The organism is Bacillus sp. FSL L8-0358 (genome assembly GCF_038593095.1).
GTDB lineage: Bacteria > Bacillota > Bacilli > Bacillales > Bacillaceae > Bacillus > Bacillus subtilis.
Genome location: NZ_CP151962.1, coordinates 3,264,033 through 3,278,101, shown reverse-complemented (window position 1 = coordinate 3,278,101; position 14,069 = coordinate 3,264,033). Strand labels below are relative to the sequence as shown.

Sequence of the window (14,069 nt, the reverse complement as noted above, 5' to 3'; positions counted from 1 at the left end):
TTTGCTCCCATACACAATACGGGGAAAAGTCATTCAGGACACATATACAAGCCTGTCAGTCATATAGTATAATTACTCCGAAAAAAGGATACGAATGTCAAATAGGTGCCGGTCCGTGAACAACAGCCGGCTTAAAAGGGAAACCGGTAAAAGCCGGTGCGGTCCCGCCACTGTAATTGGCCAAGCGCCAAGAGCCAGGATACCTGCCTGTTTGATCAGCACGAATTCTGCGAGGACAGATGATGTGTAAACAATAGGCTTTTTTGTGTTGTTTACAGCATCTTTACCGTCGTAGAGATGCTTTTTTAGTTCGTTTAGGAGGAAAAGATTATGAAAAAACAAGCCGGGATATGGACTGCGCTCCTGTTGGCTGCTGTTATGCTGGCAGGCTGCGGCAATCCTGCGGATCAGAAGGATTCAAAGGCAAAACAAAAAACAGAAGCGTTTCCTGTCACCATTGATGATGCGTCAAACCAAGATGTAACCATCAAAAAAGAGCCAAAAAAGATTGTTTCATTAATGCCGAGCAACACAGAAATTACATACGCACTCGGCCTTGGTGACAAAGTGGTCGGTGTCACCACAAACGATACCTATCCAAAGGAAGTCAAAAAGGTTGAGAAAGTCGGAGATATGAATGTAAATGTTGAAAAAGTCATTTCTCTAAAACCAGATCTCGTTCTGGCCCATGAGTCTTCCATGTCAGCATCAGCGGATGCCATCAAACAGCTGAAGGACGCGGGCATTACAGTGCTGACTGTCAATGATGCACAATCATTCTCCGAGGTGTACAAATCAATTGAAATGATCGGAGAAGCTGGCGGGGCGGAGAAAAAAGCTGATCAGCTCGTGAAAAGCATGAAATTAGATCTAAAGGATATTCAAGAAAAAGCGAAAACCATTTCAAAAGACGAGGAGAAAAGCGTATTTATCGAGGTTTCTCCTGATCCTGACATTTATACAACCGGAAAAGATACGTTTATGAATGAAATGCTGAATGTCATCCATGCTAAAAACGCAGCTGCGGATCAGACAGGATGGGTGCAAATGACAGACGAGGCGATCGTAAAACTCAATCCTGATGCAATTGTTACAACGGACGGTGTGAAAGCGAAAGCTGTGGAAAAACGCGATGGCTGGAGCGAAATCAATGCTGTGAAACATCATCGTGTATATGATGTGGACCCTGATCTTGTGACACGTTCCGGTCCCCGTCTGATCGAAGGGGTCGAAGAACTTGCGGAAAGCATTTACCCGGATACGTTTAAGGAATAATCGTTATGCCGCATATATCATTGGTTTCTCATTTTTAGCCGTGAGCATCATCTTAGGAATTTCTTGCGGCAGCCTGCATATTCCTATTCCCGCTGTTTTTCGTGTCTTTTGGCATCAAGGTTTCGGCGGCTCTATTGGTTCTGATGATCCGATGTACACTAATATTATGATGAATATCAGACTGCCGAGAGTTGTGCTGGCCGCCCTTGTGGGGGCGGCTCTTTCTATTGCAGGGGCTGCTTTTCAAGGATTGTTGAAAAATCCACTTGCTGATCCCTATACGCTAGGTGTGTCATCCGGTGCTTCAGTCGGAGCTGTTGTGACTCTGTTCTTAGGTCTGCACCTTCCTGTCATCGGAGGGTTTACACTCCCGGTTGTGAGTGTAGCCGCGGCACTTGCCACGATGGCGGCGGTCCTTTTCTTCAGCCGCCTCGTTCATGCTTCGATGTCTGTTTCCACCCTCATTTTGACCGGTGTCATCACCAACTCTTTTTTGGGCGCATTTATTTCTCTTATCATCGCCTTGACAGGAGACAACCTGCTTCCGATTGTGCATTGGCTGCTTGGCAGCGTCTCAATGAGGGGCTGGAGCTATGTTATTTTGTTTCTCCCGTTTTTTCTTTTGGGAACCATTTTATTGATTATAAACGGAAGGGAATTGAACGTGATGACATATGGAGAAGATAAAGCAAAGCTTCTTGGAGTCAGCGTTCAGCAGAGGAAGATGATGATTCTAATAGCCGGATCTCTTTTGACGGGAAGCGCTGTGGCAGTATCGGGTACGATTGGCTTTGTCGGCCTTGTGATTCCGCATATCACAAGGCTTTTGTGGGGAACGGACCATCGGCATTTACTGCCGCTGTCCGCCTTGCTCGGGGCAGGATTTCTCGTTTTAGCCGACCTGCTTTCCAGAACCATCATTGAGCCGATTGAACTGCCGATCGGGATCATTACGTCCTTGGCGGGAGCGCCTGTGTTCGCTCTTATTTTAATTCGGCAGCACCGCGGGGGGAGAAGCTTATGATGAAGGCAGAAGGGCTGTCGGGAGGATACGGCGACAGCCGCCTAATTAACAATATCAGCTTAACCGTGGAGAAGGGAGAATTTCTCGGAATTCTTGGCCCTAATGGAAGCGGAAAAACCACGCTTTTGCACTTGCTGACAGGTACGCTGCCGGCCAAGGAAGGCAGGGTTTATCTGGCCGGAAAACTGCTGGCGGACTATAAACCGAAGGAACTGGCGCAAATCATGGCTGTCCTGCCGCAAAAAACGGATCAAGCCTTCACCTTTACCGTCGAAGAAACTGTAGCCTTTGGCAGATATCCATTCCAAACGGGACTGTTCAGACAGCAGACTGAAAAGGATGAAGCCATTGTACAGGAAGCAATGGAGCAAACAGGAGTGGCCGATTTTGCGCAAAAGCCGATTCGCGAACTAAGCGGAGGGGAACAGCAGCGGGTGTATTTGGCACAAGCTTTGGCGCAGCAGCCGCGCATTTTATTTTTGGACGAGCCGACTAATTTTCTCGATCTGGCTTATCAAAAAGACCTGCTTGATCTGATCAAACGCCTGACGAGAGAAAGCGGATTGGCAGCTGTCAGCGTTTTTCATGATCTGAACACCGCAAGCCTGTACTGTGATGAGCTCATGTTTATGAAAAACGGTACCGCCGGGCCTAAGCAAAAACCGGAATATGCTGTCACAGAACAAAGCATAAAGGCGGTGTACGATACAGATGTCACCGCCTTGGTACATCAAAGCTCACATAAACCGATGATTGTGATTCAGCCTGAAAAAGATAGCGTGAAGCGGCAGTCTATCCCATTTGAAGCATTGCTCCAAGCGGGGCGTGATGACATTCTTCTGCAAACGGAAATCCCGCTTCGAACATTGTCCTCGACGCCTATCGGTGCAGGGTTTTCGTGGAGCAGGACGCTGATCCATAAACGGCTGCCAGATCAGCCAGATCCGATAGAAGGACTTACGGCCTGTCTTTCAGAAAGCGGTTTTCAACTGCAGGAGACGTGTGCGATGGCTTCTCCAGAAAGACTTGACCGTTTCGTGTATCGAACATATGAAGACGGAGAGTTATCCGTTTTCATATGCGTTCAGACCGGCTTTTCGATTTGGATTTTGATTAACGGCTATGCGGCAGATCAATTCTTCATCAAGGCTCTTATGGCTGCCGAAGCAGAACGGACGAAAGTGCTGGGAGACGGAAGAGGCACAGGTGATATTCTCATCGCCGCGACTCAAACTCAGCAATCCGAAAACATAGAACAGCGGCTGAATCAATTGATAAAGAAAGGGACAGCTGAATGTGTAAAAGAGGCTGCTGAGTTGTTTGAATAAGTCTGTAAAGGAGATTCAGGGTATGAAACTATATACAAAAACAGGCGATAAGGGACAAACGGGCTTAGTCGGGGGCAGAACGGACAAGGACAGCCTACGCGTCGAAAGCTACGGCACGATTGACGAGCTTAACAGCTTTATCGGGCTTGCTTTGGCAGAGCTTTCCGGGCAGCCCGGCTTTGAAGATCTGACAGCCGAGCTGCTGACCATCCAGCATGAGCTGTTTGACTGCGGAGGCGATCTGGCAATCGTCACAGAAAGAAAAGACTATAAACTAACGGAAGAATCTGTTTCTTTTTTAGAAACGCGCATTGATGCCTATACAGCAGAAGCGCCGGAACTGAAGAAATTTATTCTTCCAGGCGGATCAAAGGGTGCTTCGCTTCTCCATATCGCCCGCACCATTACAAGGAGGGCAGAACGAAGAGTGGTGGCGCTGATGAAATCGGAGGAGATTCATGAAACAGTGCTGCGTTATCTCAATCGTCTGTCCGATTATTTCTTTGCCGCCGCCCGGGTTGTGAATGCAAGAAGCGGTATTGGCGATGTAGAATATGAAAGAAGTGCCATTGTGTTTCGGGACCGAAACAGCAGCGAATCATAAAAAGTGAAAACCGAAAGCCGGCGTGTTCAAATATATGCCGGCTTTTTTGTTTTTCACTCTGTCAATTTCCCATTTTACGACAAAAAATGAACCTTATGAATTATTGACTGAAAAATGGAAAAATGAGATATTGTAATAAATAGATGTAAAAAATAGGCAGTGGGGGGCTCTGATGGATGGTGAATTTAATTGAAAGTGATAGCATCTGGAAGAGAAATTTCAATTATCTGTTTTTCTCAAGAATAGTCAAGATATCCGGCGATATGTTCGCATTTAATTCAATATTATGGTTTTTAATTTATGACGGCAAAGGTGCGATCGGCACTGCTTTATTGATTGCGGTCACTTTTTTGCCGGAAGCCGTTCTGGCGCCTGTGACGGGGCCTTTTATGAAACAGACCACGCTGAAATTTTGGATGTACTTTTCAGATCTGACAAGGGCGGCGATTGTTTTGATTATCCCTCTATGTCATTTTGCGGGCTTCTCTCCGCTGTGGTTTGTCATGACGCTTATGATTGTGCATTCAGCCACTGGAGCTGCCTACAATCCCGCCTCTATCGCTTTGATTCCTCAAATCGTCAATGAACAGGGCATTCAAAAAGCAAACGCTGTGCTGCAATCCTCCGCTCAAATTGTCCGGCTTGGGGCTGTCACATTATGCGGCGCTTTTCTTACATTTATCAGTCCTTCTTATACCATGCTTATCGCACTTGTGCTCTATTTGGTGTCAGGTTTTCTCGTTCTTTTTATTAAGTACACTGCGGTTGAATCTCAATCAGAGTCTGCGGTTGTTACACAGAGAGGCACATATATCGGAAGACTGAAACGCGGCTTTAGGCTCGTCAGAAAACACCAGATTTTATATCCGCTCGCCATTTACTGTATCTTTATGAATTTCGCGGCTGCCCCATGGGAAGCGCTCTCTGCCGTATACGTTGCGGAAGATTTAAACGGCCAGCCGATCGTATACTCGCTTTTAAAGGCCACCACCGCCGCGGGCGCGTTTTTATTAGGGTTTGTGCTGGCGAAAGTCAAGGTAAACAGGTACGGCTTGTTATTCGTCACTGCCGGCATTATTGAAGGATTTGCTTTCTTTATTACCGGGATGAATACCTTTTTGCCGCTCGTCTTTTTCGCTGCTTTTACCTTTGGCGCCGCAGTCAGTGCTGTTAATGTTCCTGAGTACACGATTATCCAGACGTCTGTGGATAGTGAGGATCAGCCGCAGGTTTACGCCGTTATACATATGATCTCAAATATTTCGATTCCTGCCGGAGCTGTCATTTGCGGGTATGCCGCTAATGCTTTCGGCTCAGGTAAAGTGATCGCTGTCGGCGGGATTGTAGAAATTATTGCGGGTATCGGAATCTTGCTGTTTACAAAACTGGCCAAAGCAGAAAGGTCCGACCTGATTAAAGAAAGGGAAGCAAGTGTTCATCTATAAAGGGTTTTAAAACGCCATGCCTCGTGCATGGCGTTTTTTTGTGCCGATGGGTCCGGTGCCAGATACGACTCCGGTCTTATATAAAAATCAATCTCTGATTCGTTTTGCATATCTTCCAACTTGTATAAGATGAAGACAAGGAAAACGAAAGGAGGATCTGCATGAAGATAAACAAGAAAACAGTAGGCGGATTCTTATTAATTGTATTTGGGATCTCTGTCTTTTTTGGAGGAGGAAGCTTCGGCTTTATCATCCCGCTCGCCATCGGGAGCTTAATGACATACGCAGGAATCAAAAGGTTTGCCGCGGGAAAAACCATCACGGGAATCATCGTGGGCGGTATCGGAGCCATTATGCTCATCTGCTCACTTCCGTTTGTCGTCGGAATCGCATTGGCAGCCGCTATGGTGTATTACGGCTGGAAGCTGATGAAAAACGGATCAGCTGATAACGGTGTATCATCTTTTGATCCTGAACCGGCTTCTGCTGCCTACCAATCTCACTTTGATGACGAATGGGAAGAATTTTTGAAGAAAAAATAATATCAATATATTAGGAGGAATTAGGTATGGTATTAAAAAGAATCAGAGACATGTTTGTTGCGTCAGTTCATGAAGGACTTGATAAAATGGAGAATCCAAAGGTGATGCTGAATCAATATGTACGCGATATGGAAAGCGACATCGCAAAAGCAAAGCAAACAATTGTGAAACAGCACACGATTGCCTATCAATTTAAGAAAAAATATGAAGAAGCCGCTGAAGTGGCTGGCAAACGGAAAAATCAGGCACAGCTCGCATTTGACGCGGGTGAAGAAGAACTGGCGAAAAAGGCGCTGACTGAAATGAAGTATTTAGAAGGGAAGGCGGCTGAGCATAAAGCTTCCTATGAACAGGCAAACAGTCAGCTGGCTGATCTGAAAGAGCAGCTGGCTGCACTTGAAACAAAGCTTCAGGACGTAAAGGATAAAAAACAGGCGCTGATTGCGCGGGCAAATGCGGCGAAAGCTAAAGAGCATATGAATACGACATTTGACAAAATTGACAGTGAAAGCGCGTATCGTGAATTTTTACGTATTGAAAATCGTATTGAAGAAATGGAAATCCGCGCGAATTATTCAAAGTCAGCGGAAGCCGGCACAGAACTTACACGTAAAGAATTCGCAGACGATGTGGAAGCGGAGATTGAAAAAATGCGGACACTTTCACTGCAAAAATCAGACCAGACACAAGCGGCAAATGAATAAGCGGAACGGGGAAGGATTTGCGGTCAAGTCCTTCCCTTCCGCACGTATCAATTCGCAAGCTTTTCCTTTATAATAGAATGAATGAGAAGGATGAAACCGAATGAAAAAAATGCTTGGCAAACTGTTGATCACTGCCGGTATTCTGGTTTTTTTCGCCGTTGTCGTAAAAGATGTGTTTGCTGCAGGCCTAGGTTTCATAAATGGCACAGAAGCCGATTCAGCCAGCGCATCGCCGCGGGACATTGACAGCATGGTCATTGAGTCGGATAGCAAGGATGTCCGGATTATAGCGGAAGAACGAAGTGACATATCGGCAGGCATTTCAGGAGACTCAGGAAAGTTATTTGTTACTGAAAACAAAAGAAAACTGGAGCTGACCGTAAAGGAAAAAGAATTTCAATTTTTGAATGGGTTTAACCGTTCAACTCTTATCGTCAGGCTTCCGTATGATTATAAAGGTGATCTGGCAGTACGAACCTCAAGCGGCGACGTGTCTGTGGCCGGGAATGACCATCTTGCGCTTTCCGGGCTGAACGCAGTATCTGCGAGCGGAAATACGAGCGTGACGGACGTCCGCCTTCAAGACCTGAAAGTGAAGGCATCATCGGGGGATGTTTCCATTTCAAATACCGTCTCCAAAACAACCGGCATTGATTTAGCTTCAGGGGACGCAAATCTGGTTCATGTATCAGGCTCTCTTGATGTGAAAATGACTTCAGGAGATTTTAATGCTGTATTGAAAAAGGTAACCGGTCCCGTATCTGTCACGCTGACGAGCGGTTATGCTAATTTAAGCCTTCCCCAAAACGGCAGCTTTGCAGTCAATGCTTTATCAGCAAGCGGTGACGTCAGTTCGCCGTATTCATTTGCTGATAAAGCACATAAAGAACAGCATCACATCACAGGCACGCAAGGAAGCGGCCGGCATCCAATCGACATCAAAACGGACAGCGGGGATCTAGCGATACGGTAGCACCAGGCAGAAGAAAGGAGGCGGACACCAGGAATGACAAAAAAACAGCTTCTCGGATTGATCATTGCTTTATTCGGCATCAGTATGTTTTTGCAAATTATCGGAATAGGCGATCTGCTGTTTTGGCCGCTCTTTTTTCTGATTGCCGGCTATTTCCTTAAAAAATATTCCCGTGATTGGCTTGGCTCCGTCATGTATATCTTTGCCGCGTTTCTATTTTTGAAAAACCTCTTCAGCATCACCTTTAATTTATTCGGCTATGCGTTTGCCGCATTTCTGATTTACGCCGGCTACAGGCTTATCAAAGGGAAGCCGATATTTGAACCGAATGAGAAACAGGTCACTCTCAATAAAAAAGAACATCATGAGCCGCCAAAAGATGTAAAACATCCCGACATGCGCAGCTTTTTTATCGGAGAGCTGCAAATGATGAAGCAGCCGTTTGACCTGAATGATTTAAATGTCTCTGGTTTTATCGGTGATATCAAAATCGATTTGTCTAAAGCAATGATTCCTGAGGGAGAAAGTACAATCGTCATTAGCGGAGTCATTGGAAACGTTGATATTTATGTACCATCGGACCTTGAAGTAGCTGTCAGCTCGGCTGTTTTTATAGGAGACATCAATCTGATCGGCTCGAAGAAAAGCGGATTAAGCACGAAGGTATATGCCGCGTCAACCGATTTCAGCGAGTCAAAGCGCCGGGTCAAAGTGTCCGTTTCCTTATTTATCGGTGATGTGGATGTGAAGTACGTATGAGAAAAAAAATGCTTGCCAGCCTCCAATGGCGCGCCATCCGCATGACAACGGGAATCAGCCTGCTCCTTTTTGCCTGCCTGATTTCCTTTATGATGTTTTACTATCGGCTCGATCCGCTTGTTTTGCTGTCATCAAGCTGGTTCGGAATTCCGTTTATCCTGATTTTGCTGCTGATCAGCGTGACCGTCGGTTTCGCCTCAGGGTATATGTACGGCAATCGGTTGAAGACAAGGATTGATACATTAATTGAATCCATTTTAACCTTTGAAAACGGCAATTTCGCTTATCGGATACCGCCGCTCGGTGATGATGAAATCGGCCTGGCCGCCGATCAGCTGAATGAAATGGCGAAGCGCGTGGAGCTTCAAGTAGCATCCTTGCAGAAGCTTTCCAATGAACGTGCGGAATGGCAGGCGCAAATGAAGAAGTCGGTTATCTCAGAAGAACGCCAGCGATTGGCCAGAGATCTTCACGATGCGGTCAGCCAGCAGCTCTTTGCAATATCGATGATGACATCAGCCGTGCTGGAACATGTCAAGGGTGCTGATGATAAAACAGTCAAGCGGATCAAGATGGTCGAGCATATGGCAGGCGAAGCCCAAAATGAGATGAGGGCGCTGCTGCTCCATTTACGGCCTGTTACCCTTGAAGGAAAAGGGCTGAAGGAGGGTCTTACGGAGCTTTTGGACGAGTTCCGAAAAAAGCAGCCGATTGATATTGAGTGGGATATACAGGACACAGCGATATCCAAGGGTGTTGAAGACCATTTGTTCAGAATCGTGCAGGAGGCCCTTTCAAACGTATTTAGACATTCAAAAGCGTCAAAAGTAACCGTGATTCTGGGCATAAAGAACAGCCAGCTCCGTCTGAAGGTGATTGATAATGGAAAAGGCTTTAAAATGGACCAGGTAAAAGCATCCTCATACGGCTTGAATTCTATGAAAGAACGTGCAAGTGAAATCGGCGGGGTCGCCGAAGTGATTTCAGTAGAAGGAAAAGGCACCCAAATCGAAGTGAAGGTCCCGATTTTCCCGGAAGAAAAAGGAGAGAACGAACGTGATTCGAGTATTATTGATTGATGATCATGAAATGGTCAGAATGGGGCTCGCGGCTTTTTTGGAGGCGCAGCCCGATATTGAAGTCATCGGCGAAGCATCGGACGGCAGCGAAGGTGTTCGGCTTGCTGCGGAACTGTCGCCTGATGTCATTTTAATGGACCTTGTCATGGAGGGAATGGATGGCATTGAAGCTACAAAGCAAATTTGCCGGGAGCTTTCCGACCCGAAAATTATTGTGCTCACTAGCTTCATTGATGATGACAAAGTGTACCCGGTTATTGAAGCTGGCGCGCTCAGCTATCTGTTGAAAACCTCAAAAGCGGCAGAAATCGCTGATGCCATCCGCGCCGCAAGCAAGGGAGAGCCGAAGCTGGAGTCAAAAGTGGCGGGAAAAGTATTATCCAGGCTGCGCCACTCAGGTGAAAACGCGCTCCCGCATGAATCACTTACGAAACGGGAGCTCGAAATACTCTGCCTGATCGCAGAAGGAAAGACAAACAAAGAAATAGGCGAGGAACTGTTTATTACGATTAAAACAGTCAAAACACATATTACCAATATTTTATCAAAGCTGGATGTCAGTGACCGGACGCAGGCGGCGGTGTACGCACACCGAAATCATCTCGTAAATTAGGCGGCTGCTATTTGTTTGCGCCTTTCGTTCCGAAGTCTCTGACAATCACATTGACCCGGTAGTCTATTTCCGCATTGCTGAAATAATCATCATCCCATTTTCTTGAAATCTTTTTCCACTTTTGAGGATAATGAATTCTGACCTCGTTTCCCAGCCCGGTGACGTCCGCTTTGATCTCTTTCTGGAGTTTCCCTGTAATAAATGCTGTTACTGTATCGTGTACCCGTTTTTCAACTGTCTTTTCAATATTTTTGATATATGAATCCTTAAACGAATCTTCATTGGGATTCCAGTCTTCAGATAGACGCCCTTCAATATTGCGGGTGACAGTGAATTTGAACTTTCCGTCCTTATAGGCCGTCTTGATCTTCCGATTGCTCGAATATACTTCATAAGAAAAGAGATGGCCATCGCGCTTCAAGTCAATGACGCCTCCCTCGACAGTGCCTGAAAATAAGTTGATATTTTGAACCTCAATCGGGGTGAGATCCCGGTGCCATAATTTATTTTTTATAATAGTGGCTCCGTTTATTGCGAGCTTACCGTTTTCCTCACCGACATGAGGGATGAGGAATGAATCGTCAGAGGTTAAGTGTTCTGAAATCTCCCCCAATGTAACAGGCTCCATCATTCTGATCGTAACCTTATTATTCTCTGTCAGATCATAAATCACATTGGATGCGGGCTCGCCTTCATCATTCTTTTTAAATATATCCTTAGTTCGGCCGTCGGTGATAAAGACGTACGAACTCCTCCTTGTTCCGTTGTCTCTGACAAACTGGTTAATGATCGCATCCATTCCAATCTCATCCGCAATCACGCTCTTGGAAAGCAGAATGAGACGCAAATGCTGTGAAAACGTAGGGTTATGCTTTAATGCAGATGTTCTCATCATTTGATGGACAGTTTCACCCTTTGTGATAGAAAGCTGTGTCGGGTCAGAAGAAGTGCCCTCCTTGGAGCTGATTTTTTTCGGCACGAGAATTTGCTGTGTCAGCTCTAAATTGTCATCGTCAGGCTTGTCTAGCCCTACTCCGATCACTAAGCTTAATTCCTCGATATTCTCACTGTCCCAGCATCCGGACAGCAATAGGGTGCATATAAACATACATAAAATCCGGATTTTCATTTTGCTGTAATCCTCCTCTTGAGAGCTACAATGAAAAAGAGAATGAAGGGAAGCAGAAACAGGGAGACAAAAATATAGCCAAGATAATCGCTATACATCATGACTTGATTGGCGTCATCCGGCCAGAGAGAAAAATAAAAGACCGTTATGCCGATAATCACCATGCTTGTTTTAGTCGATAATCCGAATGTCTTCTTTAGCCCGTTAGCGGCAAAGTATCCGTAAATGACAAATGTGGTGAAAAACTGGATGATCCAGACCACCAGTAAAAACGATTCAAACCGTTCAATGAATATGCCTTTAAGCTCAAAGGACTGAAAGAGAGAAATAGTCGGCCAAATCAGCGTTTTCACCTCGGGAGCGGTCAAAGCTCCGACAACGATAATATACGTCAGGATATATAAGATAATCGGAATCAAAAATCCTAGAGACGCATATCTGAACGTGTATTTCTTTTTCTTCATATGTTCAGGGAGAAACAGCATCACTTCCATTCCTAAAAAAGAGATGGAAACGACAGTAAGGGAGTTTGCAATGGGGCCAAGGCCTTGGCCTAAAACAGGACGCAAATTATTGATATCAAAAATTTTAAAACTGATTCCGAATACAACCAGCAAAATAATAATGGTTACCGTTAAATAAAAGGGAAACAGCCGCGACACATCACTTAAACCTCCAATTATTAAATAAATACCGCAGCAAATAAACGTTAAAATAATGACTTGAATTGGGGTTCTCTCCAGCAGGAAAAACTTCACCATTTCAGCCATTGCCCGGGTCTCGAAGCTGGCTACGCCGAGGAAATAGCCGCAGATCAAAAGGCCAATGATGCTGCCGATCCATTTCCCAAGCCCTTCCTGCAAATACTCAAAGAGTGAAGGGTATTGATGTTTTTTCTGAATGAGCGTGTTTAAATAAATGAAGAAAATAAAAATGAAACCTTCTAATATCAGCGTGATCCAGCCGTCAGGCGTATTAGCCTTAGTGGTCAGCGCTCGCGGCAATGTTAAAAGTCCGGCCCCAAGCATTGTATTTGCAACAATAGAAATACCTTGAAAGGTATTAAGTTTCAGTGGAGTCTGTTTTTGGCTCATTTGGATTATTCGCCTCTTTTGGTTTGTTTTTAATGGGGAGACGGATAATGGAGTCACTCGTATTTTTCAGGCTGAAGAATCCATTCGGCGAAAAATACGGAGACCCAAAGCTCGTTTGTCTCGTTAAGTGCGTATATACGACAAGCATAAATAAAATAATCCCATACAGCCCTAGAATAGCGGCGGAAAACATCGAAATAAAACGCAGCACCCGGAAAGATAGACCCATTCCGTATTGAGGAACGGTAAAGGATGCCAGGGCAATGACACTGACGACAATGACCATAATCGAACTGACGAGATTCGCTTCTACAGCCGCCTGTCCGATGACTACGCCCCCGACGAGACCGATCGTCTGTCCGAGCGGATTGGGGAGACGCAGCCCGGCTTCCCTCAGCAGCTCGATGGTTACTTCCATCAGCAGGGCTTCAAATATCGGAGGGAACGGCACGTTTTCCCTGTTTGCCGAAATCGTGACGGCGAGCGCGGTTGGCAGCAGCCCTTGATGGAAGGAAACAAGTGCAATATAAATCGATGACAAAAACAAGGTGATAAAGATAGAAGCAAAGCGCAGCGACCGGATAAGAGATGCTGAAATCCAGCGTTCATAGTAGTCATCCGGGGACTGCATCAGGATGCCGAGAGAAACCGGCACCAGCAGCACAAATGGTGAACTGTCGACCAAAATTGCCACACGGCCGTTAAACAGGGCTGAAGATACTTTGTCAGGTCTTTCCGTATTTTGAATCTGCGGAAATGGTGAATATTTATTATCTTCAATGAGCTCCTCGAGCGTTCCGCTGTCCTGGATATCTTCCAGCTGGATATTTTTAAGCCGCGCCTTCACTTCTTTTATGACGGACTTTTTTGCTTTGCCTTCAATGTACATAATGGCTGCAGGCTTCAGCTTGTTTTCGCCGATCATGATTTTTTTGGTGATCAATTTGGGATGAGAGGTTCTTTGTCTGATCAGAGCGAGATTTGTATCAATATCCTCTACAAACGCAACTTTTGGGCCGCGTACCACTTTTTCAGTTGTCGGCTCTGTCAGGCTTCTTGTTTTTTTCTTTCCTGTGGTCAGAATATAGGCTTTATCCAATCCGTTGATAAACACAGCACAATTGCCGTTGAGAATCGATTCAATCGTTTTTTTTGCGGTTTCAATAGGTCTTGCGTCAAGCTGGTCAAGGCGTTTTTTGACCTGGTCAAGCGTTAAGGTCTCCTCATCTTTAATCAAAGTTTTAATGGCTTCTGACACCTTATTCTCATCAGTCAGTTCACTGAAATAGAGATAGTAAAAAACCAGTCCGTTCGCAAGCATTTTTTTGTTTTTCACCAGATCATCGTTTTCTTTTAATTTTGGCAGCACCAATGCTAAATTATCGTGTATATATTCCTTAAACTCTGTTTGTTCCAATGAGGTCACCTCTTATCCAAAACCTTAGTAGAGGTTATCTTTTCCTGTTAAAAAAATGATATACTGTGTTAGAGTATTTCATG

Annotated in this window: 14 protein-coding genes and 1 riboswitch; of the genes, 11 read left to right on the top strand and 3 right to left on the bottom strand. The window is 45.3% G+C overall.

Going from position 1 to position 14,069, the window contains the following annotated elements; translation table 11 throughout:
- Nucleotides 1-86: 86 nt before the first annotated feature.
- Nucleotides 87-226, top strand: a riboswitch (cobalamin riboswitch).
- Between the two features lie 104 nt (nt 227-330).
- The 11 genes from NYE49_RS16945 to liaR all read left to right on the top strand — a co-directional run bounded on the left by NYE49_RS16945 (nt 331) and on the right by liaR (nt 10,346).
- Entirely contained in the window at nt 331-1,275 is a 945-nt protein-coding gene (locus tag NYE49_RS16945; protein WP_342410504.1) for an ABC transporter substrate-binding protein, read from the top strand.
- Nucleotides 1,238-2,299, top strand: coding sequence for an iron ABC transporter permease (locus NYE49_RS16940; protein ID WP_032726839.1), 1,062 nt, complete (start codon nt 1,238-1,240; stop codon nt 2,297-2,299). The genes NYE49_RS16945 and NYE49_RS16940 overlap by 38 nt, the downstream gene beginning before the upstream one ends.
- Nucleotides 2,299-3,627 (top strand): ATP-binding cassette domain-containing protein, encoded by a 1,329-nt coding sequence (locus NYE49_RS16935; RefSeq protein WP_342411027.1) that lies wholly within the window; start codon nt 2,299-2,301, stop codon nt 3,625-3,627. The genes NYE49_RS16940 and NYE49_RS16935 overlap by 1 nt, the downstream gene beginning before the upstream one ends.
- Nucleotides 3,628-3,649: 22 nt before the next feature.
- On the top strand, nt 3,650-4,231 hold the full coding sequence (locus tag NYE49_RS16930; RefSeq protein ID WP_017696410.1) for a cob(I)yrinic acid a,c-diamide adenosyltransferase: 582 nt from the start codon (nt 3,650-3,652) through the stop codon (nt 4,229-4,231).
- A gap of 176 nt (nt 4,232-4,407) precedes the next feature.
- Nucleotides 4,408-5,676 carry an MFS transporter gene (locus NYE49_RS16925; protein ID WP_003244338.1) on the top strand — a complete coding sequence of 423 codons (1,269 nt, stop codon included), beginning with the start codon at nt 4,408-4,410 and terminating at the stop codon, nt 5,674-5,676.
- 161 nt (nt 5,677-5,837) lie between these two features.
- Nucleotides 5,838-6,218: a cell envelope stress-induced membrane anchor protein LiaI gene (gene liaI, locus NYE49_RS16920; RefSeq protein WP_047183158.1), complete on the top strand. Its 381-nt coding sequence runs from the start codon at nt 5,838-5,840 to the stop codon at nt 6,216-6,218.
- A 26-nt stretch (nt 6,219-6,244) separates the two neighbouring features.
- Nucleotides 6,245-6,922: a PspA/IM30 family protein gene (locus tag NYE49_RS16915; protein WP_003228506.1), complete on the top strand. Its 678-nt coding sequence runs from the start codon at nt 6,245-6,247 to the stop codon at nt 6,920-6,922.
- A gap of 100 nt (nt 6,923-7,022) precedes the next feature.
- Nucleotides 7,023-7,895: a DUF4097 domain-containing protein gene (locus NYE49_RS16910; RefSeq protein ID WP_047183157.1), complete on the top strand. Its 873-nt coding sequence runs from the start codon at nt 7,023-7,025 to the stop codon at nt 7,893-7,895.
- A gap of 33 nt (nt 7,896-7,928) precedes the next feature.
- Complete coding sequence (gene liaF / locus NYE49_RS16905) at nt 7,929-8,654, top strand: LiaRS two-component regulatory system accessory protein LiaF (RefSeq protein ID WP_015384609.1); 726 nt, start codon at nt 7,929-7,931, stop codon at nt 8,652-8,654.
- A complete protein-coding gene (liaS, locus tag NYE49_RS16900; RefSeq protein ID WP_047183156.1) occupies nt 8,651-9,733 on the top strand; it encodes a two-component system sensor histidine kinase LiaS in 1,083 nt (360 codons plus the stop codon). The genes liaF and liaS overlap by 4 nt, the downstream gene beginning before the upstream one ends.
- Complete coding sequence (liaR, locus tag NYE49_RS16895) at nt 9,711-10,346, top strand: two-component system response regulator LiaR (RefSeq protein WP_015384608.1); 636 nt, start codon at nt 9,711-9,713, stop codon at nt 10,344-10,346. Before liaS ends, liaR begins: the two co-directional genes overlap by 23 nt.
- A gap of 7 nt (nt 10,347-10,353) precedes the next feature.
- Here liaR and gerAC read toward each other — a convergent pair whose 3' ends face one another.
- The 3 genes from gerAC to gerAA are packed head-to-tail and all read right to left on the bottom strand — an operon-like array spanning nt 10,354 to nt 13,986.
- Entirely contained in the window at nt 10,354-11,475 is a 1,122-nt protein-coding gene (gerAC, locus tag NYE49_RS16890; RefSeq protein WP_015384607.1) for a spore germination receptor protein GerAC, read from the bottom strand.
- On the bottom strand, nt 11,472-12,569 hold the full coding sequence (gene gerAB / locus NYE49_RS16885; RefSeq protein ID WP_047183155.1) for a spore germination receptor protein GerAB: 1,098 nt from the start codon (nt 12,567-12,569) through the stop codon (nt 11,472-11,474). The genes gerAC and gerAB overlap by 4 nt, the downstream gene beginning before the upstream one ends.
- Entirely contained in the window at nt 12,538-13,986 is a 1,449-nt protein-coding gene (gerAA, locus tag NYE49_RS16880) for a spore germination receptor protein GerAA (RefSeq protein ID WP_015483677.1), read from the bottom strand. Before gerAA ends, gerAB begins: the two co-directional genes overlap by 32 nt.
- Nucleotides 13,987-14,069 lie beyond the last annotated feature (83 nt).

Excerpts from the sequence above, each read along its gene's own strand:
- NYE49_RS16945 (WP_342410504.1), top strand. The coding sequence starts at position 331 with ATGAAAAAACAAGCCGGGATATGGACTGCGCTCCTGTTGGCTGCTGTT.
- NYE49_RS16935 (WP_342411027.1), top strand. The coding sequence starts at position 2,299 with ATGAAGGCAGAAGGGCTGTCGGGAGGATACGGCGACAGCCGCCTAATT.
- NYE49_RS16930 (WP_017696410.1), top strand. The coding sequence starts at position 3,650 with ATGAAACTATATACAAAAACAGGCGATAAGGGACAAACGGGCTTAGTC.
- NYE49_RS16925 (WP_003244338.1), top strand. The coding sequence starts at position 4,408 with ATGGTGAATTTAATTGAAAGTGATAGCATCTGGAAGAGAAATTTCAAT.
- liaI (WP_047183158.1), top strand. The coding sequence starts at position 5,838 with ATGAAGATAAACAAGAAAACAGTAGGCGGATTCTTATTAATTGTATTT.
- NYE49_RS16915 (WP_003228506.1), top strand. The coding sequence starts at position 6,245 with ATGGTATTAAAAAGAATCAGAGACATGTTTGTTGCGTCAGTTCATGAA.
- NYE49_RS16910 (WP_047183157.1), top strand. The coding sequence starts at position 7,023 with ATGAAAAAAATGCTTGGCAAACTGTTGATCACTGCCGGTATTCTGGTT.
- liaF (WP_015384609.1), top strand. The coding sequence starts at position 7,929 with ATGACAAAAAAACAGCTTCTCGGATTGATCATTGCTTTATTCGGCATC.
- liaS (WP_047183156.1), top strand. The coding sequence starts at position 8,651 with ATGAGAAAAAAAATGCTTGCCAGCCTCCAATGGCGCGCCATCCGCATG.
- gerAC (WP_015384607.1), bottom strand. The coding sequence starts at position 11,475 with ATGAAAATCCGGATTTTATGTATGTTTATATGCACCCTATTGCTGTCC.
- gerAB (WP_047183155.1), bottom strand. The coding sequence starts at position 12,569 with ATGAGCCAAAAACAGACTCCACTGAAACTTAATACCTTTCAAGGTATT.